The sequence below is a fragment of the Pannonibacter phragmitetus genome (assembly GCF_050510895.1).
In the GTDB taxonomy this organism is placed as follows: domain Bacteria; phylum Pseudomonadota; class Alphaproteobacteria; order Rhizobiales; family Stappiaceae; genus Pannonibacter; species Pannonibacter phragmitetus_B.
Genome location: NZ_JBNINT010000001.1, coordinates 4,100,549 through 4,126,007 on the forward strand (window position 1 = coordinate 4,100,549; position 25,459 = coordinate 4,126,007).

Consider the following 25,459-nt stretch of genomic DNA (forward strand, 5'->3'; position numbering starts at 1 on the left):
CGCTGAAGTCTGTCCCGCCCTCAGGCGGCCTGTGAAAGAAGCGCGCCGAGAAGATGGCGCCCGGTGTGGCCGGTGATGCGGGTTTCGATGATCTGCCCGGCCTCGCCGCCATCCACCTCGACCTGTGTGAATTGCTCGGTCCGCCCCAGCCCTTCGCGCTCCAGCAGAATGGGGCGCAGCAGGCCGACTTCGGCACTCAGATGAGCCGCCAGCGCCGCCTCGCCCTTGAGGCGCAGCCGTGCGGCACGCTCCTTGATCAGGCCCTTGGCCAGCTGCGGCATGCGCGCTGCCGGCGTGCCCGGGCGGGGGAGAAGGGGAAGACATGCAAATGCGTCAGCCCGCATTCATCGACGATCGCCAGAGTGTTGGCGAACATCTCCTCCGTCTCGGTCGGGAAACCGGCGATGATATCGGCGCCGAAGACCACATCCGGGCGCATGCGTCGCACCTCGTCACAGAAGCGGATGGTGTCCGCCCTCAGGTGCCGCCGCTTCATGCGCTTCAGGATCATGTCGTCGCCGGCCTGCAGCGACAGGTGGAAATGCGGCATCAGCCGTTCATCTTCGGCAATGACGCGCATCAGCTCGTCATCGGCCTCGATGGAGTCAATGGATGACAGCCGCAGCCGCTTCAGCTCCGGCACCAGTTTCAGGATCTTGGCCACCAGCGTGCCAAGGCGCGGCGTGCCGGGAAGGTCGGCGCCATAGGACGTGATGTCCACGCCGGTGATGACGATTTCGCGGTAGCCGTTTTCCACGAGGCGGCGCACCTGATCGACGACGACGCCCATGGGCACCGAGCGCGAATTGCCCCGGCCATAGGGGATGATGCAGAAGGTGCAGCGGTGATCGCAGCCATTCTGCACCTGCACGAAGGCGCGGGCGCGGCCTTCCAGCCCGTCGATCAAGTGACCAGCGGTTTCGCGCACGCTCATGATGTCGTTGACGCGCACCTTCTCGCTGGCATCAAGGCCGAACTGGGCGATGCGGCCATAGGAGGCGCGTTCCAGCTTTTCCGAATTGCCGAGCACCAGATCCACTTCCTCCATTTCGGAGAACTTGGATGTTTCGGTCTGGGCGGCACAGCCGGTGACGATGATCTTGGCTTCCGGATTGTCGCGGCGGGCCTTGCGCACGGCCTGACGCGCCTGACGCACCGCTTCGGAGGTAACCGCGCAGGTGTTGATCAGGATGGCATCCTTGAGGCCCGCAGCTTCCGCCTCGCGCTTCATCACTTCCGATTCATAGGAATTCAGCCGGCAGCCGAAGGTGACGACATCAATGCTCACAGGGCGGTCTCCATGGCGGGGGCGGCATCCAGCTCTGCATCCCCCGGTCCGGTGCAGGTGAAGGTCATGGTCTCGAAGTCCACTTCACCCTCGTATTCAACTTCTGTCAGGCCGGTCATCAGCACGTGATTGTCGCTCTCCCGCCAGCTGATGGTCAGTGGGCCCCCAGGCAGATGCACAGTCGAGGTGCGGTCGGCGCGGTTGTCACGGGCGGCTGCCACGGCCACGGCACAGGCACCGGTGCCGCAGGCGCGGGTGAGGCCTGCGCCACGCTCCCACACCCGCATGCGGATCTCCTTGCGCGAAATCACCTGCGCCAGAGAAATGTTGGCCCCTTCCGGGAACAGCGGATGATGCTCCAGCAGCGGGCCGATGCGGCCAAGGTCATAGGCCTCCACGTCGGATACCCAGAACACCGCATGCGGATTGCCCATGCTGACGACGGCGGGCGTGTGCAGGATGGGCTCATCAATCGGGCCGATCTGCAGTTCCACCGCACGGGTGTCGGCAAACTCCTCGGCGAGCGGGATCTCATTCCAGTTGAAGCGCGGCTCGCCCATGTCGACGGTGACTGAACGTGCGCTTTCATCTGCCTTGCGGGCCAGCAGCAGTCCGGCGCGGGTTTCGATGCTCACGGCATCAACGCCCTGTTCCTCCAGGAGCAGGCGGCCAATGCAGCGGGTGGCGTTGCCGCAGGCAGAGACTTCCGATCCGTCGCAATTGTGAATGCGCATGAATGCATCCGCCCCGGAAGGCGAACGCTCGACGGTGATCATCTGGTCAAAGCCGATGCCGGAGGCGCGGTCGCCCAGTGCAGCAATCACCTCATGGCTCAGCCGCAGCGGTGCTTCGCGGGCATCCCAGACAACGAAATCGTTGCCAAGGCCATTCATCTTCAAAAACGGTCTGCGCATCGGCGCGGTGCCTGTCAGGTTCTGCAAGCCGGGTTGCAGAAGGTTTGTGCCGGGAGGTCCAGGGTCAGCGGACCCCGTTTCCCTCTATATGGCGGAAATGGCGGCGGATTGCCAGAGGTTCGGCCAATAGCTTCGCTGAGCTGCCCTTAACGCCGGATGTCCATCACCGCGCCAGGGCGCAGGGCCTTCAGCAGGCGGCGCATGTGGGGTTCCGCCACGGCCACGCAGCCCTCGGTCGGCGTGTAGCCGGGCCGGGCGAGGTGGAAGAAGATGGCGCTACCCTTGCCCTTGACGGCTGGCTTCAGATTGTAATCCAGCACCACGACGATGTCATAGACCCCGTCCTGCCGCCACATCTTCTCGTGGCTGGCGGCAAAGGGCAGGCGGACAGGGGCATTGTAGCGCGGATGGCGCGCATCATCGCACCAGCCGTCATCCGGGCTCAGTGCCGTGACGGGCAGGGCCGTTTCCGGCCGGCGTCCTCTGTCAGGCCGGTAGAACACGTCCAGCACGGCAAAGCGGCCAACCGGCGTCGCCCCGTCGCCTTCACGCTTGCGCAAGGTCAAGCCGCCCTTGCCAAGGGCACAGGGTACGGTCAGTGCGCCCAGTGTCAGTGTGCCGCGGCAGGGATTGCCTGGCAGGGCGCGCACGATGAGGCTCTTCTCCGCAGAGGCGGCAGGATAGGTCATGGTCTCTTTTGGCTCGCGTTGCATCGGGTTGATCCATCGTCATCAATCGGATGTAAAGTGGATGTGAAGCAGAATTGACGGATCAAACTAAAAACCACGGTGATTTTTTCCCATCTTTACGCCATTGCATGAAAGGCACTGAATTTGCCGAAGCCGATCTGGCCAGAAGTGCCGAAAGGGAACGAGGACTGCAGATGAACGCACGCACCATTCTCATCGTGGATGACGACAATGACCTGCGCGAGGCGCTGGTCGAGCAGTTCTCGCTCTATGACGAATTCACCACGCAGCAGGCATCAACTGCTTCGGAAGGAATTGCTGCTGCCAAGGCAGGACAGGTTGATCTTCTGCTGATGGACGTGGGCTTGCCGGATCTGGATGGGCGCGAGGGTGTAAAGCTTCTGCGCAAGGCCGGTTTCAAGGCGCCCGTGATCATGCTTACCGGGCATGATACGGACAGTGACACGATCCTGGGCCTTGAGGCAGGTGCCAACGACTATGTGCCCAAGCCCTTCAAGTTTGCTGTGCTTCTGGCCCGCGTGCGCGCTCATCTGCGCCAGCACGAGCAGAGCGAGGACGCGACCTTTACGATCGGCCGTTATTCCTTCCGCCCCGCCGCCAAGCTGATGGTGGACGAGCGCGGCAGCAAGGTGCGCCTGACAGAAAAGGAAACCTCGATCCTGAAGTTCCTGTACCGGGCAGGCGAGCGGGCGGTGACCCGCGACGTGCTGCTGCATGAGGTCTGGGGCTACAATTCCGGCGTCACCACACACACGCTGGAGACCCACATCTACCGCCTGCGGCAGAAAATCGAGCGTGACCCCTCCAATGCGGAGCTTCTGGTGACGGAAGCCGGTGGATATAAGCTTGTGCCGTGAGCCATTTGCGGCATAACACTGAGGCATGAGCCTCGTTCAGGACATCGCGATTCTTCGGCAGATTCCCATGTTGTCGGATTTTTCCGACGACCAGTTGCGCCTGCTTGCCTTCAGCGCTGAAGCCATGGATCTGATTTCAGGGTCCTTTGTCTTTGACGAGGGTGAGCGGGCCGACAGCGGCATCGTCATTGCCAAGGGTAATGTCAGCCTGCAGCGCAAGAGCACCCACGGTTTCCTGGAAGTGGAAATGGTGGGGCCCGGTGTGCTGCTGGGCGAAACTGCCATGCTGGTGGAAACCCGGCGCCCCGCCCGTGCGGTCTGCATTGGCCCGGTGCGGGTCATCCGCATCCGCCGCGCCTTGTTCAAGCGCATGGTGCAGGAGTTTCCCGAGCTCGCCCGCCGCCTGTTCGACAGCTACGCAGCGCGCTATCAGACCACGGTCGCGGGACTTGTGCCCATCGGCGAGAAAATGGCCGAGTTGAACACCATCATGGATGAGCTGAAGGCGCGCGTGAAAGGCGAATAGGCTTTCATTCAGTGCCGCCGCCGCGCCGGTTGCGGCAGCAGTCTTGCGCTGATCAGCGGCATCAGGGCGGTCAGCAGGCCCGCCAGTACCACCCACCAGGACGGCCGGATCTGTGCGGGCATGGTGAAGAGCTGCCAATTGAAGTTGGCAAGGAACACCCGCTCCGCCGGAACGCCCGTGGCAAGGTGATACCAGAGATATTCGGTCCCTGCCGTTCCAAGCCCGGCCACAAGGGCAAGCCCCGCCAGTGCCAGCGGTGAGGCGAGCGGCAGTTTCAGACGCGCCGCTCCCCGGTAGATCATCACCAGCAGGAACAGCCCCGCCAGCAGGGTGGCTTGGCTCACATCCGATTTGGATTGCAGGAAATAATGGAAGGCGGCCAGTGCGGTGGCTGGATAGACGAGCTTGTGCAGCTTGTGCCAGCGCGGGCCCATGCGGCGGATGGCGCTGTCCGTCGAGGTCACCCCCAGCGCCACCATGGCCGCCAGCGCGGCAAAGCCGATTGTGAGATAGAAGCGCAGCACGATTTCGGACGTGACCCGCCACAGGTCGAGATTTTCACGGATCACATAGAGCATCAGGTGCGCAAGGCCATAAGCCAGAGCGGTCAGCCCCAGCATGCGGCGGATACCGGCAAGCTTGCCCCAGCCGGTGATGCGCCGCAGCGGTGAGACGGCCAGTGTTGCCACGAGAAAGCGCATGGCCCAGTCACCGCTGACAAAAACGAGCTGGCGCGCTGGTTCCGGCTGGATCAGCCCCATGGAGGCGCGGGTCAGATACCAGAGCGCCGGAGCAAGGGCGATGAGGAAGACGGCAAGCTTCAGGCCCGACAGCCGCCCTTGCCGGTCCGTCCAGGGCAGAAACACCGCCACCGGGCGCAGGCCTGATACATTGCTCATCTTGTCAATCGCTCCGGAAAATCCACAAGCCAGGTTCTAGCCTGTCTACGGAACACCTGCGCCTCAGGATTTTTCAAGCTTGCGTGAGTTTGCGCCTCACTCTTCCAGCTTGCGCACCAGCAGCTTGTCGACCCGCCGGCCATCGAGGTCGAGGACTTCGAAGTGCCAGCCCTTGGCAGTGAAGCTTTCGCCGAGGCTGGGCAGATACTTGAGCGTGTCGAGCACGAAGCCTGCGACGGTTTCGTAATCCGGGTCCGGATCGAGCGGAAAACCCATCCCGGCGGCGAACTCGTCCACCGGCATCCAGCCTGCGACCAGCCAGGAGCCATCTTCGCGCTGGAACAGCGCAGGTTCTGCTGAATTCTCATCTTCAAAGGCGCCGGTCACCGCTTCCAGCACGTCACCGGGGGTGATGATGCCTTCAAAGTGGCCATATTCGTCATAGACCAGAACCATATGCGCCGGAGCCTTGCGCAGCGTCTGGATGACGGCCAGCGCGCCTGCCCGGTCGGACACGGCCGGCGCGTGGCGCATCAGCGGTTCAATGGCCGCATCTCTTGCATCCAGATAGGCACTGAGCACATCCTTGACGGTGACAACGCCCAACACCTCGTCCGAGCTTCCCCGCCGCACTGGCAGGCGTGACCGGGTGGTGCGGCGCAGGAAGGTTCGGATTTCCTCCGGGCTGTCCTCCAGGTCCAGCACCTCAACATCGCGGCGCGGCGTCATCAGGCCCCGCGCGGTGCGGTCGGCAAGGCGCATGACACCAGAGATCATCTCGGACTCTTCGTTCTCGATGACGCCCGCGCTCTGTGCTTCTGCCAGAACCGTGCGGATTTCCTCATCCGTCACCGTTTCACCCGCGCCGTCCTGCTGGCCCAGAAGCCGCAGCACGCCACGTCCCGACCGGTCAAGCAGCCAGACGAGGGGTGCCGACACCTTTGACAGGATCAACATGGCAGGAGCAACGCGGGCGGCAACGCTTTCGGGCGCGCGCAGGGCGATCTGCTTGGGCACGAGTTCGCCTACGATCAGCGACATGTAGGTGATGGCAACAACCACCGAGCCGACACCCAATGCATCGGCAGCGGCAGGCGGCAGGCCCTGCGTCAGCAGCCAGCCGGAGAGGCGTGCGCCCAGCGTTGCACCGGAGAAGGCGCCCGACAGAACCCCCACAAGCGTGATGCCGATCTGCACCGTGGAAAGAAACCGCCCCGGATCTTCCGACAGCCGCAGCGCCACCGCCGCTCCCCGGCTTCCCTGATCGGCCAGCAATTTCAGCCGCACGGGCCGGGACGAGACAACGGCAAGTTCCGACATGGCCAGAACGCCATTGAGCAAGGTGAGACAGACGACGATGGCAATTTCGAAATACACGGGCTGATCCACGCAAGCTGGAAGCCGATATCTGCGTCATGCCGGCATCCGGATGCCATTATATGGGGAGAATTGCGCGAAGAGGAATGCCAAAGGGGGCCGCGAAAGAACGGCTGGTTCCGTGAAGGGGCTATCTCTGCCCGGCTTCAATTATCCCGGCGGGCCATGTGCCATTTCTGGCAAGAGTATGCGCCAGGGTGCGGACTTCTTCGGCCGCGAGTTGAACGGCGCGGTCTGCGGATGCTGATCTGTGGTGGCAGATGCAGACGTCACGCGAGTAGGCGGGGATCAGGGGAATTCCGGCGACCAGACCGCCCGCGATCTCTGCGTGAAAGGCGCTGCGGGCGAAGATGCCGAAGCCTTCGCCGGAACTGACCATCCGCACCAGCTGATGGCCTGCATCGATCTCGTACTTGATGTTCAGCTTGCGGCCGACGGAAGCCAGATGGTTCTCCATGTTGCGGCGCAGGCCATGGCGTGCGGAAGTGACGATGAGTGGCAGCTGATCGAGTTTCTCCAGGGGTAGGGGGATGGCAGTTCTTCCAGGTCCTTGCAGCGGCCGATCAGCATGATGTCTTCACGCAGGATGCGCCTGCTCACGATGCTTTCGCTGCTGGGCGTGTTGAACGTGACGGCGATGCTGATTTCCCGGTTTTCCAGCCAGCCTTGCAGATAACCCGACATGGCTTCGACGAGACGAATGGCGACGCGCGGATATTTGCGCTTCAGCAGGGTCAGCAGCGGGTAGGTCAGAACCGCTGCTGCTGAGGGGGCAGACCAATGGCTACTTCACCTTGCGGCTCCTCTGCCGTGGTAAGCAGTCCGCGCTCGGCATCCTGAACCAGACTGAAGATTTCGTAGCTGCGCTCCAGCAGCAGCTTCCCCGCATCGGTGACGTCCATGCCGCGAGGCAGGCGGCGGAACAGGGTGTTGCCAAGGTCAGCTTCAAGCCGCCGGATCGTTGCCGACAGCGCAGGCTGGGCGACGCCCAGACGCACAGCAGCCTGCGTGATGCTGGCTTCCTCACAAACGGCAATGAATGCCGAAAGCCGCGAAAGATCAAACTTGTAGGACAGATTTCGCATGGCTGATATATGAAAATCCTTATGCCAACATGGAAAAGAAATATGCGAACTATCTGGCAGGTTCAACTACTCTCCCCGGCAGAACAAACTCGGGAGGGTAATTTCCATGACATTCTGCAAGTTCCTGACGGCTGCCAGCCTGGCCGTCATGCTCATCACGCCGGCATCGGCCGATAGCTACATGATCAAGGTCACGCTCGATACGAGCCCCCTGCATGTCCGGAATGTCTGGCTGAAAGAATTTGCCGGGAAGGTGCAGGCTGAGTCTCAGGGGCGCTTGAACATCACGATCTTCGAAGCGGCTTCGGCCTTCAAGGATGTCGAGGCGGCGGCTGCGGTTGCCCAGGGTGCCGTCGACATGGCGGTTCCGCAGTATCAGCTCATCTCCAAGTTTGTTCCTGATGCCGATATCGAGCAGCTGCCGATGTTCTACGGCGCGCCGCGCGAAAAGATCTATGCGGTCATTGATGGCGAAGCTGGCAAGGAATTGAACGAAAAGATCGAGAGCAAGTTGGGTGTCACCGTGATCGGGCGTCCGATTGATCTCGGCTTTGGCACGGTCTTTTCGACGAAAACGGAACTCACCACTCCTGAAAATCTGAAGGGCCTCAAGGTGCGTGTGCCTGGCGGGCCCGCAACATCACGGCGCTATGAAATCATGGGTGCTGCGCCTGCCCAGATTGCCTGGCCGGATGTGCCGCAAGCTTTGCAGACCGGCACGATCTCGGCTCTCTGGACGACGCAGGAATCCCTCGCCAGTGCAAAGCTCTGGGATGCCGGCGTGAAATATGGCCTCGATGACCGTCAGGCCATCGTTCAGTATGTGCCGCTGATGAACACCACTGTCTGGGAATCGCTTCCGGAAGATCTGCGCGATCTCTTCACACAGACCTGGGACAGCATGGTTGATGCTCAGCGGGATGCCGCGCATCAGCGCCAGGATGAAGCCAGGCAGCTCAATGCTTCGAACGGCATCGTTTCGGTTGAGCCGTCACAGGCAAGCCTCGACGCCATGCGCGAGCAGCTGCTTCAGGCACAGCCCGACTTGGTGAAGAGACTGGGCATGGACGCTGACTTCGTCACCAAGGTCCAGAAGGTTCTCATTCAGTGATCTGACTTGCTGAAGCCTGCCTTCGGGCAGGTTTTCACTTGCGGGCCGCTTGCAACCTGATAGTGGCAGGGCAGTTCAAGATGAAAAGTAGTTATAAGATAATCGGGGCGGTTGAAAACGCGATCATCGGCGTTTTTGCCCTGCTTTCCTGTATTCTCGTTGTGAGCGAGGCGTTTATACGGTTTGTCGCACCGGAAAACCTGCCCGACTGGGGGCGGGAAGTCACCATCTATCTGATTGGCTGGGCCGTCATGCTGTGTGCCGGGCAGATGGTCCGGGAGAAAATGCATGTTGGTGTCGACATTGTACTGCAGACACTGTCTTCCCGCAGCTTGCGTTATCTCGAAATATTTACCGCCCTTTTCGGCCTGATCGTTTCCGGCTTCATCGTCTATGCAGGCGCGAAATCCGTCGAATTCGCCTGGCGGTTCGGTGAACAGAGCGACAGCTCGATCCGCTTTCCCATGTGGCTCTTCTATCTTTCCATCCCTTTCGGCTTTGGACTGACGGGCCTCCAGTACGCAATCCAGCTGGTTGCGGCTTTCCGGGGAAGCGCTGAGATGATGCTGCTTTTTATCGTTGCCGCCTTCATCGTTCTCCTGCTGGCCGGCGTTCCCATCTTCTTGTCCCTGTCCGGTCTCTCTCTTCGCGTGGCTGATTGAGGGCAAGCCTCTCGTCAGTTTCGGGCAGCAGTTCTCCAATCATATGAACTCCCACACGCTGGTGGCTGTGCCTCTCTTCGTGATCGCAGCCACCTTCATGCAGCGCGGCGGTGTGGCGAAGGCCCTGATCGATCTGGCGGCAGCATGGGTGGGGCAGCGCAAGGGTGCCCTGGCCATCGTCTGCATCATGGCGACCGGCGTCTTTGCAGCCATATCCGGGTCGTCAGTGGCGACCGCAATGGCAATTGGTGCGGTTCTGGTGCCCGCGATGCTGCATCGCGGCTATCCGATTGCCTTCACCACGGGCACGATCGGTGCTGGCGGCACGCTTGGCATCCTGATACCGCCAAGCCTTGCCATGCTGATCTATGGCATCATTGCCGATGAATCCGTGCCGCGGCTTTTTCTGGCCGGTGTCATTCCCGGTCTCCTGCAGGCCCTGATCTTCATCGTCTACATCATCTGGTTCGCCAGGCGTCACAATCTGCCGCTGGAGCCAAGGCTGGACCGGGCCGCGTTCTGGAACGCTCATGTGCGTGCATTGCCGGCTCTTCTGGTGCCGGTGATCATTCTCGGCGGAATCTATTCCGGCCTGGTCACGATCTCCGAAGCTGCTGGCCTTTCTGCCGTCGTTGCCATCCTCGTCAGTCTTCTGTTCTACCGGGACATCGGGCTGCGCGACGTTCTGCCAATTCTGGCCGATTCAATACGGCAGACTGCGGTCATCATCTTCATTGTCATCAGCGCACTGACATTCGCTCACTGGCTGACGGCGGCAGGTGCAACCGCGATGTTGAGCGAAGCTGTCGTGAAGGCAGATCTCTCGGCCTGGCAGTTCCTCGTTGTTGCAAACGTGGTGATGTTCATTCTCGGCATGTTCCTGGAAGTGATCTCAGTCATCCTGATCTTTGTGCCGCTGGTCATTCCGATCATTCACCACCTTGGCATCGATCCGATCCATTTTGGCGTTATCCTGGTGATCAACATGGAGATTGCCCTGCTGACGCCGCCTGTGGGGCTCAATCTCTATGTGCTGCAGTCGATTGCAAACACGCCGCTCGCCAATGTCATCAAGGGCGTGGGCCCCTACATCGTGCTGATGCTCGGGCTTCTGGCCGTCATCACCTTCGTTCCGGAAATTTCTACCTGGCTTCCGGCGTTCGTCTTCAACAAAAACTAAAATCTGCAGGGGATCCCCATGCCCGTCGTACAGGTTCATGTTGCTCCAGAAATTGCCGGTCAGGCTGGCCTCAAGGTCCGCGAGATTGGTGAAATCATCGAACAGGGGCTCATCAGTCTGCTTTCAGCGTCACCTGACAAGATCCAGATCGCCATCGTGGCCGCACTTGACATGCCGAAGGGCTGCCAGCTTCTCGTGGCCGTCGATCACAGGGCCTCGGACGAACGCCCGAAGCCCATTCGCGATGAACTGGCGCACCAGATTGCCACGCAGCTTCACGGCCTTCTGGGAGCATCCATCCGGGTCCGGCTGATCGGCATAGACCCGGCCTATATTTCCGCCTGCGATATTCATGAGGCTGGCAGATGAGCAGTCATGATCCCATCGTTCTGAGCAGCATCAACTCGTTCCACATCGGCGGCAGTGTGGTCAGGCTGCAGGGCCAGCCAAGGCGGGAGGTGAAGGTTTCTGCCAACGGCGACGCAAGGACGGTTGATCTCAACGGAGGTTATTTCGTCGGGCAGCTCTACGCCCAGCACTTCCGTCAGGCTTCGCCCAGATCAGGTCTGCCGGTGCTCTTCTGGCATGGCGGAGCCATGTCCGGCGTCACCTGGGAAACTACGCCGGATGGCCGCCCCGGCTGGCAGAACTACTTTCTCCGCAAGGGCTATGACGTTGTCGTTTCCGACGCAGTCGAACGGGGCAGGGCGTCCTGGGCCCCGTTTCCCGAGATCTATGATGGCAGCCCGCTGTTCCGCACGCAGCAAGATGCCTGGACCCTGTTCAGAATGGGCCTGAAGGAAGGCTACCACGAGGACCAGGCCTTGAGGCGCGGCTATGAGGGGCAGCGTTTTCCCTTGTCGGCCTTCGACCAGTTGTCGGCACAATTCGTGGCGCGGTGGACGACAAACAACGAGCGTACTCTGGCAGCCTATGAAAAGCTGCTGGACCGGGTTGGCCCTGCCATCATCATCGCCCACAGTCAGGGCGGCTGGTTTGCGCAGCAAATTGCAGCCAGGAAGCCCGAACAGATCGCTGCCATTGTTGCAATCGAGCCGGCCGGCGCGCCCACGCTGAGCGAGGCCGAGACGAAGCTGGCTGCCAGCGTGCCATATCTCTATGTCTGGGGCGACTATTGCAATGATCACCCGGCCTGGCAGGGCTACAAGGCAAAAGTCCTGCTTCATTGCCAAATGCTGCAGGAGCATGGAGCATCCGTCGCACAGCTGGACTTGCCATTGGAAGGCATCAGGGGAATTCCCACATGCCGATGATGGATGACAACAGCGATTATGTGGCAGAGATGGTCGCCAGCTGGCTTGCCGGCAAGGGCCTCTAAAGGCTGCCTTGCATCGAGGCAGTCCGGAGCATGAATGAACAAAGGCCGCCCAAAGGGCGGCCCTTGCAACTTGTATCCATGACCATCTGGCCGGGCCTTTCAGCGCATCCGCATCAGACCCAGCCCGGCGCTATCACGCCCAGGGGCGGCTTTCGGAGGTGGCGCCTTCGAAGCGGTCGATCGAGGGGCCTTTTCCATGGTCAGGCCGATGTCGTCGAGGCCGTTCATCAGGCAGTGCTTGCGGAAGGGGTCGATCTCGAAGGAGATAACGCCGCCGTCCGGACCGCGGATTTCCTGCGCGTCCAGATCCACCGTCAGGGTGGAGTTGGCGCCGCGCGACGCGTCATCCAGCAGCTTGTCCAGCTCTTCGCGGGTGACGACCACCGGCAGAATGCCGTTCTTGAAGCAGTTGTTGTAGAAGATGTCGGCGAAGCTGGTGGAGATCACGCAGCGGATGCCGAAATCGAGCAGGGCCCAGGGGCATGCTCACGCGAGGAGCCGCAGCCGAAGTTGTCGCCCGCTACAAGGATCGTTGCGCCCTTGTAGGCCGGCTTGTTCAGCACGAATTCGGCATTGTCCGAACCGTCCTCGTTGTAGCGCAGCTCCGAGAACAGCGCGGTGCCGAGGCCGGTGCGCTTGATCGTCTTCAGATACTGCTTCGGGATGATCATGTCGGTGTCGATGTTGATGATCGGCAGGGGCGCCGCAACACCGGTGAGGGAGGTGAACTTCTGCAAGGCGGTCTCTCCAAAGGCTCTCTGAATTGTCTTTGTTGTTCTTGTGCCCGGCCGCGCTCAGGCGGCAAGGCTTTCTGCCGGGTCTGCGCCCAGCATGATGTTGAGGTTCTGGACGGCAGCGCCCGAGGCGCCCTTGCCCAGATTGTCGTAAACGGCAATGACCACGGCCTGCGCACGGGCGTCATTGGCGAAGACATAGACGCGCATCATGTTGGTGCCGTTGAGGGCCTGCGGGTTCAGCTCCGACGCCCGGTCGAGCGGCGACAGCGGCGCGACCTCGACAAAGCCCTTCGCCTGACCGGCAAAGTGATCCGCAATTGCGGCATGCAGTTCAGCACCCGTGGGCACCTTTGGCAGACGCGCCAGATTGAGCGGAACGCTGGTGATCATGCCCTTGTAGTAGTTGCCGACCGCCGGAACGAACAGCGGTGCATCGGTGAGGCCCGAATAGGTCTTCATCTCCGGCAGGTGCTTGTGGCCGAGCGCGAGCCCATAGGGCAGGAACACGTTTGCCGCATCGCCCTGTGCCTCATAGTCGGCAATCATGGATTTGCCGCCACCCGAATAGCCGGAGATGCCGTTGACCGTGACGGGGAAATCCGCCGGAACGAGACCAGCGGCCACCAGCGGACGAAGCGCCGCAATGACGCCCTGCGGCCAGCAGCCGGGATTGGACACGAAACGGGCTGCAGCAATCGCCGCGCCCTGGCTCCGGTCCATTTCGGCAAAGCCGTAGGTCCAGCCGTCCGCCACGCGATAGGCGGTGGAGGCATCGATGACGCGGGTGGTGCTGTTGGTGATCAGCGACACGCTTTCCTTCGCCGCATCATCAGGCAGGCAGAGGATGGCCACATCGGCGCTGTTCAGCATGTCCGCACGGGCGGACATGTCCTTGCGCTGTTCCGGGGCGATGGACAGCAGATCGATGTCGCGGCGCACGGCGAGGCGCTCGCGGATCTGCAGACCCGTCGTGCCAGCTTCGCCATCAATGAAAATCCGCGCCACCATTGCGCCCGCTCCCTCATTTGCAAGGACAGAAGAATGAAGCGGGTTTTACACACATTCCGGCAGGCTGTCACGGGCAAGCGGACCCCGCATGCCGTCAACGTTCTCAACGGGCCATTGAGTGATACTCATCATTCGGCCGCATCTCGGTGGCCGCCGCCATACGGTTGGACATGTTGTAGAAGGCGGCAAGGGCGGCAATGTCCCAGATGTCCCGGTCGGTAAAGCCTGCATCGCGCAGCGCCTGGCGGTCAGCTTCCACCACTTCGGCGGGGCGTTCGGTCAAGAGAACGGCGAAGTCCAGCATGGCCCTCTGTTTCGGTGTCAGGCCTGCAACCCGGTAGTTCATCACCAGCATGTCACCCAGCACCGGATCGCCGGACAGCTGGCGGACGGCGGCGCCATGGGCGGCAAGGCAATAGAAGCAGCGGTTCACGCTCGACACGGCTACGGCAATCATCTCCCGCTCCAGTTTGGAGAGGTTTGAAGGCCCCAGCATCAGATCGTTATACATATCCGTGAAGGCGCGCAATTTCGTGTCGTTGAAGGCATAGGCGCGCAGCACATTTGGAATAAATCCTATTTTTTCGTCACACTTTGCAAAGTATCCTTGCGTCGCTTCGCTCAACTCGCCTTCAACCTGTAAATTGAGCGCCATTACATCTTTGTTCGTCATTTTGTTGTTTCCTCCCAAATGCCATTTTTTAAGCGGCTTTGGCAGCCTAGCATGCCGCCGCTGATTCGCGGGCCAGGAGGACAGAGATGGCGCACGCAAAGGAAATCCAGAAGGCGAAGCTCATCGAAGAGGTGAGCAAAATCCTGACTTCGAAGGCAGACGCGGCGGAGTCCGGCCTCGCGGATTTCGCCGGTGAGCTCTACTTGCAGGGGGCTGCCGAAGATCTTGTCGCCTATTCACCGGATGAGCTGGCCGCCTTTGCGCGCGCTGCGTTCCAGGACTTCAAGGTCCATCCGCAGGGCACCAGCCGGGTCAGCGTGACCAATCCTGCCTTCAAGACCAAGGGCCGGATGGCCGGTGAGGTGAGCGTCATCGAGCTGGTCAATGACAACATGCCGTTCCTGGTGGATTCGGTCATGGCCGAGCTGCATGACAGCAAGCTGACCGTCCATCTGGTGCTGCATCCGATCTACAATGTCGAGCGCGCCGCCGATGGTTCCCTCGTTTCCTTCAGCGGCCACAAGGGCGGTGCAGCGCGGGAAGACCGTCAGGAAAGCCTGATCCACATTCATGTCAGCCGTATCGCCAGCGATGAGGCCCGGCAGGGGCTGGAGCAGCGGCTTCAGCGTATCATGGATGATGCGCGCGCTGCGGTCATCGACTGGAAGGGCATGCGCAAGCGCCTGACCAAGGCCATCAACACCTACAAGACCGCGCAGGCCGATGGTTCCAGCAACGAGTTGTGGGAAGCGATCCAGTTCCTCGAATGGATGCAGGATGACAACTTCATTTTCCTCGGCATGCGCGAATATGCCTTTGACGGGGGCGCGGGCGAGGGTGAGCTGACGCCACTGGATGGCACGGGGCTTGGCCTGCTGGCTGATCCGGACGTGCGGGTCCTGCGCCGGGGTGGTGAATTCGTACAGATCACGCCGGAGATCCGCGAGTTCCTGATGCGTCCGGACCCGCTGATCATTGCCAAGGCCAATGTGAAGAGCCGCGTGCACCGGCGCGTCTACATGGACTATGTCGGCACCAAGATGTTTGATGCCTCCGGCAAGATGACCGGCGAGCTGCGCATCGTCGGCCTGTTTGCCTCAACCGCCTATAACGAGCCGACCGGCAAGATCCCGTTCCTGCGGCGCAAGGTCAGCAGCGTGCTGGCGAAGGCAGGCTTTGACTCCGACAGCCATTCGGGCCGCGCCCTCACCAATGTGATGGAAACCTTCCCGCGGGACGAGCTGTTCCAGATCGACCACGAAACCCTCTACGACTTCGCCATGGCGATCCTGCAGCTGGATGAGCGTCCGCGCATCCGCGTGCTCGCCCGGCCGGAGAAGTTCGACCGTTACGTGTCGATCCTCTGCTATGTGCCGCGTGACCGCTACACGACGGAAGTGCGTCTCAACATCGGCACCTATTTCGCCCATGTCTTCGACGGACACCTGTCCGCCTGGTATGTCACTTATCCGGAAGGGCCTCTGGCGCGGGTGCATTTCATCATTGGCCGCTCCGGTGGCAAGACGCCTGCCGTGCAGCAGGACGAGCTGGAAAAGGCGGTTGCCTCCATCGTCCGCACCTGGCCGGACGGGCTGATGGATGCCTTCAAGGAAAACTTCAATCCGGAAGTGGCGGAACGTCTGACGGACCGCTATGCGCTGGCCTTCCACGGTGGCTACAAGGAAGTCTACAACGCGGAAAATGCGCTGGCTGACGTCCAGAAGATCGAGAGCCTTGGCGATGGCCGCCAGACCACGATCACCTTCTTCCGCAGCTCCGGCGCTCCGGATACGCGCCTGTCGCTGAAGGTGTTCCACCTGGAGGCCCCGATCCCGCTGTCGGCCCGTGTGCCGCTTCTGGAGAACATGGGCTTCAAGGTCATCAACGAGCGCACCTACAGGATCACGCCGGAAGGCATGCCCTTCTGCTATCTGCATGAAATGACGCTGGAAGCGGCAAAGGGCGGCAGCATCGGGCTGTCGGCCGACCTGAAGGGCCGCCTTGAAGCCCTGTTCATGGCCGTCTGGCTGGGGCAGGCGGAAAGCGACGGTTACAACGCGCTGGTGCTGACGGCAGATCTCGGCTGGCGTGATATCGCCATGGTGCGGGCCCTGTCGAAGTACCTGCGGCAGGTGGGCATCCGCTATTCCGAAGACTACATGTGGACCACGCTCAACAACTACCCGGCCATTGCCGCCAAGCTGGTCGAGCTGTTCCACGTGCGCTTCAACCCGGCGCTCAGCGAGGCCGACCGCACGCTCAATGCGGCGCGGATCGAGAACGAGCTGTCATCCGAGTTTGACGCTGTTGTCAGCCTGGACGATGACCGCATTCTGCGGCGTTTCCAGAATGTCATTGATGCGATCCTGCGTACCAACTTCTTCCAGCTGGATGCAGACGGCAAGCCGAAGCCGGCCTTTGCCTTCAAGATCGACTCCCGCCGTATCGACGACATGCCGCAGCCGAAGCCCTTCCGGGAAATCTCGGTCTACAGCCCCCGTGTCGAGGGCGTGCATCTGCGCTTCGGCAAGGTGGCGCGCGGCGGCCTGCGCTGGTCCGACCGTCCGCAGGATTTCCGCACCGAAGTGCTTGGCCTCGTGAAGGCGCAGCAGGTGAAGAATGCGGTGATCGTCCCCGTGGGCTCCAAGGGTGGCTTCGTGCCCAAGCGCCTGCCGGTGGGCGGTGACCGTGAGGCAGTGTTTGCCGAAGGCACGGAAGCCTACAAGATCTTCGTTGGCTCGCTGCTGGATGTGACCGACAACCTCAAGGGCGACCAGATCCTGCCGCCGCTGGAGGTGGTGCGCCATGATGAGGATGATCCCTATCTGGTGGTGGCCGCCGACAAGGGCACGGCAACCTTCTCCGACACGGCCAACGGCATTTCGACGAGCCGGGATTTCTGGCTGGGCGATGCCTTCGCCTCGGGCGGGTCGGCCGGTTATGACCACAAGAAGATGGGCATTACCGCACGCGGCGCCTGGGAAGCGGTGAAGCGCCACTTCCGCGAAATGAACCGGGATATCCAGAGCCAGCCCTTCACCGTGGCCGGTGTGGGTGACATGTCGGGTGACGTCTTCGGCAACGGTATGCTGCTGTCGAAGGAAATCCGGCTGGTAGCGGCTTTTGACCACCGCGACATCTTCATTGATCCCACCCCGGATGCGGCCTCCAGCTTTGCAGAGCGCAAGCGGCTGTTCGACATGGGCCGCTCTTCCTGGGCGGATTATGACAAGAGCCTGATTTCCGCCGGTGGCGGTGTCTTCTCCCGCCAGCTGAAGTCGATTCCGCTCAGCGAGGAAGTCCAGCAGCTGCTTGGCATCCCGAGGGCCAAGGCAACGCCTCAGGAGGTGATGACCGCCATCCTGAAGCTCAACGTCGATCTGATGTGGTTTGGCGGCATCGGCACCTATATCCGCGCCAGCACGGAAACGGATGCAGATGCGGGCGACAAGGCGAATGATGCCATCCGCATCACCGCCCGCGAAGTGCGGGCCAAGGTCATCGGCGAGGGTGCAAACCTCGGCATGACCCAGCGCGCCCGTATCGAGTTCGGCCGCCGGGGCGGGCGCTCCAATTCGGACGCCATCGACAACTCCGCCGGCGTGAATTCGTCGGATATGGAAGTGAACATCAAGATTGCGCTGGGCGCTGCCGTCCAGTCTGGCAAGCTCGACATTCCCGCCCGCAACGTGCTGCTGGCCGAGATGACGGACGAGGTGGCGGAGCTGGTGCTGCGCAACAACTACCTGCAGTCCCTCGCTATCTCCATGACGGAACAGCGCGGGCTGGAAGACTTCGGCTATCAGGGCCGCATGATGCGCCAGCTGGAACAGGCGGGCCATCTCGACCGGCAGGTCGAGTTCCTGCCCGATGATGCAGCGCTTGCCGAGCTGGAAAAGGCCGGGCTGTTCCTCACCCGTGCCGAGCTTGGCGTGCTGCTCGCCTATGCCAAGATCACGCTCTATGACGCGCTGCTGGAAAGCGACGTGCCGGATGACGACTATCTGGCGCGCGAACTCTTCCGCTACTTCCCGGATCACATGGCGGACACTTACGCCGATGAAATCCGTGGCCACCGGCTGCGGCGCGAAATCATCGCCACAATGCTCGCCAACTCCATGGTCAACCGCTGCGGACCGACTTTCATCACCCGCATCGCTGACCAGACGGGAGCCAGCGCCGCCGAAATTGCCCGTGGCTTCGTTGCCGTGCGCAACAGCTATGACCTGACGGATCTCAACGAGGAAATCGACGCGCTCGACACGAAGATCGACGGCAAGGTGCAGCTGGAGCTTTATGCCGAAGTGCAGAACCTGTTCCTCGATCAGGTGGTCTGGTTCCGCCGCCATGTCTCCTTCAAGGATGGTATCGCGGCGGTGGCCGAACGTTTCGGTGCCGGTATTGCTGCGCTGCGGCCGCATCTGGAGAAGGTTGTCACTCCGGCACAGGCCGCGCTTCTGACGGCTGCGGTTGCCGAAGCCGTGGCCAAGGGCGTGCCCGAGCCGCTGGCCCGGCGCATCACCTGGCTGCCGGTGGAAGCGACCATTCCGGATATCGTGCTCATTGCTGGTGACACGGGTTCTGACCTGGATGCGGCAGCCTCCACCTTCTTTGAAGTGGCGGCACATTTCGGCATTGCCGAGATGAGCGTCCGTGCCCGCGAACTGGTGATTGCCGACTACTATGACGGTCTTGCGCTCGACCGGGCGCTGGCAACCCTCTCCGACGCGCACCGCCAGCTGACAGGGGCGGCGCTCAAGGCGGGTGGTTTTGCCAACTGGCTGGCCGCGCACGAGGCCGAAGTGGCCCGGACCACCCGCTCGGTGGCGGAGATCCTGGAAGGCTCGATCAGCGTGTCCAAGTTCTCGGTCGCTGCAAGCCTGCTGGCGGAAATCGCCCGCTAAGCTAAAGTTCTCCGGTCCGGGCGATCTGCCCGGACCGGCTTTTCCCGGTTCATCATCCCTGCCATAAGGCGTCATGACCGCCGTTTTCCGTTTCGCGCCTTCCCCCAATGGCTATCTGCATCTGGGGCACGCCCTGTCGGCGCTGCTCAACCAGCAGCTTGCGCAAGCAGCGGGCGGGCGGATGCTGCTGCGGATCGAGGACATCGACACGGCCCGCTGCACGCCCGCGCTGGAAGCGGCGATGCTGGAGGATCTCCGCTGGATCGGCTTTGCTCATGAGGAGCCCCCACGCCGCCAGTCGGAGCATTTCGGCGAATACGCTGCGGCTCTGGACCGCTTGCGAGCGATGGGGCTGGTTTATGAGGCTTATCTAACCCGAGCCGAGATCCGCAATTTCGTAGCAGAGACGGAAGCGCAAGGAAAAACCTGGCCGCGGGATCCGGACGGTGCGCCGCTCTATCCCGGCGATGCGGCCATGTTGGATGAGGCGGAAATTGCCCGCCGCCGCACCTCCGGCGCCCCCTTTGCCCTCCGGCTCGACATGCGCAGGGCGGTGAGCCTTTTGACTGGGCCACTGTTCTGGCAGGAGGAGTGGCAGGCAGAGCGTGCCGGCAATGTGGCCGCTGATCCTCTTGCATGGGGCGATGTGATCCTGGCCCGCAAGGATACGCCGACGAGCTATCACCTCTCCGTCACGCTGGATGATGCCCTGCAAGGTGTGACGCATGTGGTGCGGGGGCAGGATCTGTTCCATGCCACCTCTGTACACCGGCTGCTGCAGGTGCTGCTTGGCCTGCCGGAACCGCGCTATCACCATCACCGGCTTATCCTGGGGGCGGACGGGCGCAAACTGTCGAAATCCGAAGGCCATACGGCCTTGCGGGAGCTGCGTGCCGCCGGATGGACGGTGGAAGACGTGCGCCGCCGGATCGGGATCTGAATTCAGATCAGCCCCAGCATGTCCAGCGCCAGAACCCATGCACCGCAGGTGACGACGGCGGCGGCGGTGGTGAGCGTGATGGAGTTTGCTGACATCGCATGGCCCGTGCCATAGCGGTTGGCAAAGATATAGACGTTGACGCCCGTCGGGCAGGCCGCTGTCAGCGTCATCGCGGCGGTCCAGACCGCTGGCAGGGCGAAGACATAAGCACAGAGCACCAGCACGATCGCGGGCATTACGATGACCTTCAGCACGCTCAGGATTATGCCTGCTCCCAGATTGCCGCGGATGCCATAGAGCACCATGCTCATGCCCAGCGAGAACAGGGCGACGGGCAGGGCGGTGGAGGAGAGGCGTCCGATCACATCTGCCGGAATGCCCGTGAGCGGCAGGGAGAAAACCCGCCACACCAGCGAGGCAAGGATGGCGATGACGATCGGGTTCGTCATCAGGCTGGCGATGATTTTTTCAGAAGGACCGGGAGCGACTGGGAGCCATTGGCGCCATCGGCGGCGGCAGCCCGCTCCATCAAGACGGCAATCACGATGGTCATCACCGGCAGGTGAACGGAAATCAGCAGCACCAGCGGCAACAGGCCTTCTGGACCGAGAACCGAAGAGACCAGTGGAATGCCGACCATCACCGTATTGGCAAAGGCAGCGGAAATGCCGGCAATCACGCCCGCCCTGGCATCCCGGCCGAAGATCGTGCGTACGATCAGCGTGGCAATCGCCCATGTGATGGCAACGCCGCTGAAATAGGCGGCCCATAGCGCCCAGGGAAGCCTTGATCCATGGACACAGTTGCCAGCGTCTTGAAGATGAGCGAGGGAATCGCAACCACAAAGACGAACTGGCCGAGCCCTTCGCCCACGGACTGGGAAAGCAGGCCCGTGCGTGCAGCCAGATAGCCGAGCCCGACAAGCACGAAAACGGGGACAACGATGGTCAGGATCTGCTCGAACATGGCGGGTTCCACATGCATCCGGGACGGATTTCAGAGCGGCGCGCAGCAGAGGGCTGCGGACAAGGCGGGACGGCAGGCTCACGGCGCATGGACCAGCCCGGGGCACCGTGACACAATGCAACGGTGAACCGCGATTCAGGGCAGGCGGCGCACAGGCATTACAGCCACAACTGTAGAAGAGGCATGGCTGACCGGTCAACCGGCAGCCTTTTTGACGCTGGCAGCAGGGGAACAGCATGACGGGTAAGGAGAAGGGCAGTCCGGAAAGCCAGCGGCTCGCCCTCATGGCCCATGACCTGCGCACGCCGCTCAATGCCATGCGGCTGACGGCGGAGCTGATCGGCATGGAGCCGCTGAGCCCGATGCAACAGGTGCGGCTGGCAACGCTCATCGCCGCCATCGACGGTCTGGCTGAAATGACTGCCGGGGTGCTGAACGAGGGCCGTGCGGCAGCCGGACTTACGCCCTTGCCGAAAGCTGCGCGTGCGGACGCGGAAGGTCCGGATGCCGGAAGGCTCGTGCTGGAAATCGCTGGTCTGTTCGAGCCGCTTGCGAGGGCAAAGGGTCTGGCGCTGGCCGCCAGTGTGCCCGAAGCGCCGCTTTTCTGTCCGCCGGAAGTGCAGATGGCCCTGCGCCGTGCGGCCACGGTCCTCATCGACAATGCTATCCGCTACACCCCGCGCGGGCAGGTGCGCGTGGTCTTGCGCGAAGACTGCGGCAACCTGCTGCTGGAGATCACCGACACGGGGCCGGGGATCGGCGTGATGGAGCGCCGCCGCCTGTTCCGGCCGTTTACACGCGGAACCGCCGGGCGCGCCGGGGATGGCAGCAGTTCGGGCCTTGGCCTTTGGGGGCTGCGGAGGTGGTGAAGGCCGCAGGCGGACGGCTTGATCTGGATGACGCGCCGGGCGGCGGCTGCCGCTTCACCATGCATCTGCCTCTGCCGGGCGGTGCGGGGGCTCCGGGGCTGGCGCGGCCCAGCCGGGGCCGCATGTGCTGATCGTCGATGACAACGAAACCAACCGGCGCCTGTTGGCGGCGCTTCTGGAATCCTTTGCTATGACCAGCGACGCCGCCGGAACCGGCCAGCAGGCCGTGAACATGGCGGCCGCAACGGCTTATGACGGCGTGCTGCTGGATCTGCATATGCCCGGCATGGACGGCATGGAAACCGCCGCTGCCCTGCGTCAGGGACCGGATGGTTCGCGTCTGCCGCTGATTGCCGTGACTGCTGCACTGGAATCTGTGGGCGACCGCAAGCTGCGGCAGGCCGGATTTGACGACGTGCTGCCCAAACCCATTTCCCCTCGCAGCTCTACCAGACCCTCAACCTCGCCCGCACCCGGCATAAGCTGCGGCTGGAGGAGATGGCGGGGTAGGGGAGTTGTCCTACTTCGCTCCACCGTCATCCCGGCCGAGCGCAGCGCGAGCTGGGACCGGTATGACGATGGAGAGGTTGCGTAAAGAATAAGGGCCGCCCCTTTCGGAGCGGCCCTGTCAGCGTTGCGTTTACACCAGATCAGCTGCGCACGAGGTTGCGCAGGACGTAGTGCAGGATGCCGCCGGCCTTGATGTATTCCAGCTCGTCCAGTGTATCGACACGGCACAGGCACTCGATGTTCTTCACCGTGCCGTCCTCGTAGGTCACTTCCACGTTCATCATCTGGCGCGGGGTGATATCGGCGATGCCCTTGATCGTCACCCGTTCCTTGCCGGTGATGCCGTGGGACTGCCAGCTCTCGCCTTCCTTGAAGGTCAGCGGAATGACGCCCATGCCGACGAGGTTGGAGCGGTGGATGCGCTCGAAGGACTGGGCGATGACGGCGCGCACGCCAAGCAGCGTGGTGCCTTTGGCGGCCCAGTCACGCGATGAGCCGGTGCCGTATTCCTTACCTGCGAAGATCACCAGCGGGATGCCGGCTTCCTGATACTCCATGCAGGCGTCATAGATCCATTTCTGCTGGCCATCCTTCATGGTGACGCCGCCTTCCACGCCCGGAACCATCTGGTTCTTGATGCGGATGTTGGCGAAAGTGCCGCGCATCATCACCTGGTGATTGCCGCGCCGCGCGCCATAGGAGTTGAAGTCGGTAACGGCAACCTGATGTTCGGACAGGTATTTGCCGGCCGGGCTGCTGGCCTTGATGTTACCGGCCGGGGAGATGTGGTCGGTGGTGATGGAATCGAGGAAAAGGCCCATCACGGCGGCGCCCTCGATGTCCGTCAGGGGCTTGGGCTCCATGGTCATGCCCTCGAAATAGGGCGGATTGGCCACGTAGGTGGAGGCAATCGGCCACTTGTAGGTCATGCCGCCTTCCACCTTGATCGCCTGCCAGTGCTCGTCGCCCTTGAACACGTCCGAATAGCGCTTGCGGAACATGTCATCGTCGATCGAGGCACGGATGATCTGGGTGATCTCTTCCGTCGAGGGCCAGATATCCTTGAGGTAGACCGGCTTGCCGTCCTGATCCTCGCCCAGCGGGTCCGTGGCAACATTGATGTTCATGTTGCCCGCAATTGCATAGGCAACGACCAGCGGCGGCGAGGCCAGGTAGTTGGCGCGCACATCCGGGTTGACGCGGCCTTCGAAGTTACGGTTGCCCGAGAGCACGGCGCTAACGACGAGGTCATTGTCCGAGATTGCCTTCGACAGTTCCGGCGCCAGCGGCCCGGAGTTGCCGATGCAGGTGGTGCAGCCATAGCCGGCAAGATTGAAGCCGAGGGCATTGAGATCGTCCTGAAGCCCGGCCTTGAGAAGGTAGTCCGTCACCACCTGCGAACCGGGCGCCAGCGAGGTCTTCACCCAGGGCTTGACCTTGAGACCCTTCCTGCGGGCATTGCGGGCAACAAGGCCGGCGCCGATCAGCACGCTCGGGTTCGAGGTGTTGGTGCAGGAGGTGATGGCAGCGATGACCACATCGCCATGACCGAGGTCATGGCTGCGGCCTTCGACGGGCACACGCTTCGACAGCTCGTCCGCCTTCTTGAACTCATCGGCCATGGTCTTGGCAAAGCCTGCGGCGACAGCATCGAGATTGATGCGGTCCTGCGGGCGCTTCGGGCCGGAAAGGGCGGGCACGACAGTTGAAATGTCGAGTTCCAGCGTATCGGTGAAGACCGGTTCGGGGAAGCCGCATCGCGGAACATGCCTTGCGCCTTCGAATAGGCTTCGACAAGAGCAACGCGCTGCGGGTCGCGGCCGGTGGCCTTCAGATAGGCAAGGGTCTCGCGGTCCACGGAGAAGAAGCCGCAGGTTGCGCCATATTCGGGGGCCATGTTGGCGATGGTAGCGGCATCCTCAAGGCTGAGGTTGTCGAGGCCGGGGCCGTAGAATTCCACGAACTTGCCGACCACGCCCTTCTTGCGCAGCATCTCGGTGACGCGCAGCACAAGGTCGGTCGCGGTGATGCCTTCATTCAGCTTGCCGGTCAGCTTGAAGCCGACGACTTCCGGAATCAGCATGGAAATCGGCTGGCCGAGCATGGCCGCTTCCGCCTCGATGCCGCCGACGCCCCAGCCCAGAACGGCAAGGCCATTGACCATGGTGGTGTGGGAATCAGTGCCCACCAGCGTGTCCGGATAGGCGATGGTTTCGCCGTTTTCTTCCTTGATCCAGACCGTCTGGGCCAGATATTCGAGGTTCACCTGATGGCAGATGCCGGTGCCGGGGGCACGGCGCGGAAATTGTCAAAGGCGGACTGGCCCCAGCGCAGGAATTCATAGCGCTCGCCGTTGCGCTGGTATTCCAGCTCCACGTTCTTCGTGAAGGCATCCTTGGTGCCGAAGTAGTCGACCATCACCGAATGGTCGATGACGAGGTCCACTGGCACGAGCGGGTTCACCTTCTTCGGGTCGCCGCCGAGTTTCACCGCAGCATCGCGCATGGCTGCAAGATCCACCACGGCGGGAACGCCGGTGAAATCCTGCATCAGCACGCGGGCCGGGCGGTAGGAGATTTCGTGTTCGGAGGTGCGGGTGACGAGCCACTGCGCCACTGCGCGGATGTCATCAGCCGTTACCGTGCGGTTGTCTTCAAAGCGCAGCAGGTTCTCCAGAACCACCTTCAGCGAGTTCGGCAGGCGGGAGACGCCTTCGAGGCCGTTCTTCTCGGCCTCTGGAATAGAGAAATAGGTGTAGGTCTGGCCGTTGACTTCAAGGGTTTTTCTGGACTTGAAGCTGTCGAGGGATTGGGTCACGTCGAGCACTCTCCTCTCAAGACCGGGCTCGGCGGCGGGATGGTGCCTGCCCGGAGGATTAAAGATCTCTGGTCCCGGCCATTGCCG

Annotated in this window: 24 protein-coding genes and 3 pseudogenes; 12 read left to right on the plus strand and 15 right to left on the minus strand. The window is 62.1% G+C overall.

The window, feature by feature from the left end; genetic code table 11:
* Positions 1–20 precede the first annotated feature (20 nt).
* From mtaB to ACQB61_RS19745, 3 genes and pseudogenes are all read right to left on the minus strand, one after another.
* Positions 21–1,288, minus strand: a pseudogene (gene mtaB / locus ACQB61_RS19735) (tRNA (N(6)-L-threonylcarbamoyladenosine(37)-C(2))-methylthiotransferase MtaB).
* Entirely contained in the window at positions 1,285–2,202 is a 918-nt protein-coding gene (gene dapF / locus ACQB61_RS19740) for a diaminopimelate epimerase (RefSeq protein ID WP_430514000.1), read from the minus strand. Before dapF ends, mtaB begins: the two are co-directional and overlap by 4 nt.
* A 146-nt stretch (positions 2,203–2,348) precedes the next feature.
* The gene (locus tag ACQB61_RS19745; RefSeq protein ID WP_430514001.1) at positions 2,349–2,891 is read right to left on the minus strand and encodes a L,D-transpeptidase family protein; all 543 of its coding nucleotides are present in this window, start codon (positions 2,889–2,891) and stop codon (positions 2,349–2,351) included.
* Between the two features lie 194 nt (positions 2,892–3,085).
* On the opposite strand from ACQB61_RS19745, the gene ACQB61_RS19750 reads away from it, so the two are divergent.
* Together ACQB61_RS19750 and ACQB61_RS19755 are read left to right on the plus strand one after the other, a co-directional pair.
* A complete protein-coding gene (locus ACQB61_RS19750) occupies positions 3,086–3,769 on the plus strand; it encodes a response regulator transcription factor (protein ID WP_430514002.1) in 684 nt (227 codons plus the stop codon).
* 67 nt (positions 3,770–3,836) lie between these two features.
* Positions 3,837–4,295 carry a Crp/Fnr family transcriptional regulator gene (locus tag ACQB61_RS19755; protein WP_430514003.1) on the plus strand — a complete coding sequence of 153 codons (459 nt, stop codon included), beginning with the start codon at positions 3,837–3,839 and terminating at the stop codon, positions 4,293–4,295.
* A gap of 8 nt (positions 4,296–4,303) precedes the next feature.
* On the opposite strand, the gene ACQB61_RS19760 is transcribed toward ACQB61_RS19755, so the two are convergent.
* From ACQB61_RS19760 to ACQB61_RS19780, 5 genes are all read right to left on the minus strand, one after another.
* Positions 4,304–5,194 (minus strand): sulfite oxidase heme-binding subunit YedZ, encoded by an 891-nt coding sequence (locus tag ACQB61_RS19760; protein WP_430514004.1) that lies wholly within the window; start codon positions 5,192–5,194, stop codon positions 4,304–4,306.
* 96 nt (positions 5,195–5,290) lie between these two features.
* Positions 5,291–6,514 carry a hemolysin family protein gene (locus tag ACQB61_RS19765; protein WP_430514426.1) on the minus strand — a complete coding sequence of 408 codons (1,224 nt, stop codon included), beginning with the start codon at positions 6,512–6,514 and terminating at the stop codon, positions 5,291–5,293.
* A 187-nt stretch (positions 6,515–6,701) separates the two neighbouring features.
* A complete protein-coding gene (locus tag ACQB61_RS19770) occupies positions 6,702–7,103 on the minus strand; it encodes a LysR substrate-binding domain-containing protein (protein WP_430514427.1) in 402 nt (133 codons plus the stop codon).
* Positions 6,992–7,324, minus strand: coding sequence for a LysR substrate-binding domain-containing protein (locus tag ACQB61_RS19775; RefSeq protein WP_430514428.1), 333 nt, complete (start codon positions 7,322–7,324; stop codon positions 6,992–6,994). The genes ACQB61_RS19770 and ACQB61_RS19775 overlap by 112 nt, the downstream gene beginning before the upstream one ends.
* Positions 7,321–7,656, minus strand: coding sequence for a LysR family transcriptional regulator (locus ACQB61_RS19780; RefSeq protein ID WP_430514005.1), 336 nt, complete (start codon positions 7,654–7,656; stop codon positions 7,321–7,323). The genes ACQB61_RS19775 and ACQB61_RS19780 overlap by 4 nt, the downstream gene beginning before the upstream one ends.
* A gap of 106 nt (positions 7,657–7,762) precedes the next feature.
* On the opposite strand from ACQB61_RS19780, the gene dctP reads away from it, so the two are divergent.
* The 5 genes from dctP (at position 7,763) to ACQB61_RS19805 (ending at position 11,883) form a co-directional block, all read left to right on the plus strand.
* Positions 7,763–8,767: a TRAP transporter substrate-binding protein DctP gene (gene dctP, locus ACQB61_RS19785; protein ID WP_430514006.1), complete on the plus strand. Its 1,005-nt coding sequence runs from the start codon at positions 7,763–7,765 to the stop codon at positions 8,765–8,767.
* Positions 8,768–8,829: 62 nt separating this feature from the next.
* Positions 8,830–9,429: a TRAP transporter small permease gene (locus tag ACQB61_RS19790; protein WP_430514007.1), complete on the plus strand. Its 600-nt coding sequence runs from the start codon at positions 8,830–8,832 to the stop codon at positions 9,427–9,429.
* Positions 9,347–10,609: a TRAP transporter large permease gene (locus tag ACQB61_RS19795; protein WP_430514008.1), complete on the plus strand. Its 1,263-nt coding sequence runs from the start codon at positions 9,347–9,349 to the stop codon at positions 10,607–10,609. Before ACQB61_RS19790 ends, ACQB61_RS19795 begins: the two co-directional genes overlap by 83 nt.
* An 18-nt stretch (positions 10,610–10,627) precedes the next feature.
* Entirely contained in the window at positions 10,628–10,978 is a 351-nt protein-coding gene (locus ACQB61_RS19800) for a hypothetical protein (protein ID WP_430514009.1), read from the plus strand.
* Positions 10,975–11,883, plus strand: coding sequence for an alpha/beta fold hydrolase (locus ACQB61_RS19805; protein ID WP_430514010.1), 909 nt, complete (start codon positions 10,975–10,977; stop codon positions 11,881–11,883). The genes ACQB61_RS19800 and ACQB61_RS19805 overlap by 4 nt, the downstream gene beginning before the upstream one ends.
* Before the next feature lie 198 nt (positions 11,884–12,081).
* Here the strand turns inward: ACQB61_RS19805 and leuD are convergent.
* The 3 genes and pseudogenes from leuD to ACQB61_RS19820 all read right to left on the minus strand — a co-directional run bounded on the left by leuD (position 12,082) and on the right by ACQB61_RS19820 (position 14,366).
* Positions 12,082–12,685, minus strand: a pseudogene (gene leuD / locus ACQB61_RS19810) (3-isopropylmalate dehydratase small subunit).
* A gap of 57 nt (positions 12,686–12,742) precedes the next feature.
* Entirely contained in the window at positions 12,743–13,693 is a 951-nt protein-coding gene (argC, locus tag ACQB61_RS19815; RefSeq protein ID WP_430514011.1) for an N-acetyl-gamma-glutamyl-phosphate reductase, read from the minus strand.
* Between the two features lie 103 nt (positions 13,694–13,796).
* Positions 13,797–14,366: a peroxidase-related enzyme gene (locus ACQB61_RS19820; RefSeq protein WP_430514012.1), complete on the minus strand. Its 570-nt coding sequence runs from the start codon at positions 14,364–14,366 to the stop codon at positions 13,797–13,799.
* 86 nt (positions 14,367–14,452) lie between these two features.
* Between ACQB61_RS19820 and ACQB61_RS19825 the strand changes: the two genes are divergently transcribed.
* Positions 14,453–19,270, plus strand: a complete 4,818-nt coding sequence (locus ACQB61_RS19825; protein WP_430514013.1) for an NAD-glutamate dehydrogenase — start codon at positions 14,453–14,455, stop codon at positions 19,268–19,270.
* Positions 19,271–19,343: 73 nt separating this feature from the next.
* Positions 19,344–20,210 carry a tRNA glutamyl-Q(34) synthetase GluQRS gene (gluQRS, locus tag ACQB61_RS19830; protein ID WP_430514014.1) on the plus strand — a complete coding sequence of 289 codons (867 nt, stop codon included), beginning with the start codon at positions 19,344–19,346 and terminating at the stop codon, positions 20,208–20,210.
* 2 nt (positions 20,211–20,212) lie between these two features.
* Here the strand turns inward: gluQRS and ACQB61_RS19835 are convergent, their stop codons facing one another.
* From ACQB61_RS19835 to ACQB61_RS19845, 3 genes are read right to left on the minus strand one after another with little or no spacing between them, the layout of a single operon-like run.
* Positions 20,213–20,659: an AEC family transporter gene (locus ACQB61_RS19835; RefSeq protein WP_430514015.1), complete on the minus strand. Its 447-nt coding sequence runs from the start codon at positions 20,657–20,659 to the stop codon at positions 20,213–20,215.
* Positions 20,659–20,952, minus strand: a complete 294-nt coding sequence (locus ACQB61_RS19840; protein ID WP_430514429.1) for an AEC family transporter — start codon at positions 20,950–20,952, stop codon at positions 20,659–20,661. The genes ACQB61_RS19835 and ACQB61_RS19840 overlap by 1 nt, the downstream gene beginning before the upstream one ends.
* Complete coding sequence (locus tag ACQB61_RS19845; protein ID WP_430514016.1) at positions 20,928–21,176, minus strand: AEC family transporter; 249 nt, start codon at positions 21,174–21,176, stop codon at positions 20,928–20,930. The genes ACQB61_RS19840 and ACQB61_RS19845 overlap by 25 nt, the downstream gene beginning before the upstream one ends.
* A 236-nt stretch (positions 21,177–21,412) precedes the next feature.
* On the opposite strand from ACQB61_RS19845, the gene ACQB61_RS19850 reads away from it, so the two are divergent.
* The 3 genes from ACQB61_RS19850 to ACQB61_RS19860 are packed head-to-tail and all read left to right on the plus strand — an operon-like array spanning position 21,413 to position 22,640.
* On the plus strand, positions 21,413–22,045 hold the full coding sequence (locus ACQB61_RS19850; RefSeq protein ID WP_430514017.1) for a sensor histidine kinase: 633 nt from the start codon (positions 21,413–21,415) through the stop codon (positions 22,043–22,045).
* Positions 22,039–22,176 carry a hypothetical protein gene (locus ACQB61_RS19855; protein WP_430514018.1) on the plus strand — a complete coding sequence of 46 codons (138 nt, stop codon included), beginning with the start codon at positions 22,039–22,041 and terminating at the stop codon, positions 22,174–22,176. Before ACQB61_RS19850 ends, ACQB61_RS19855 begins: the two co-directional genes overlap by 7 nt.
* Complete coding sequence (locus tag ACQB61_RS19860; protein WP_430514019.1) at positions 22,170–22,640, plus strand: response regulator; 471 nt, start codon at positions 22,170–22,172, stop codon at positions 22,638–22,640. The genes ACQB61_RS19855 and ACQB61_RS19860 overlap by 7 nt, the downstream gene beginning before the upstream one ends.
* 55 nt (positions 22,641–22,695) lie before the next feature.
* Here ACQB61_RS19860 and acnA read toward each other — a convergent pair.
* Positions 22,696–25,372: pseudogene (gene acnA / locus ACQB61_RS19865) on the minus strand (aconitate hydratase AcnA).
* Between the last annotated feature and the right edge of the window lie 87 nt (positions 25,373–25,459).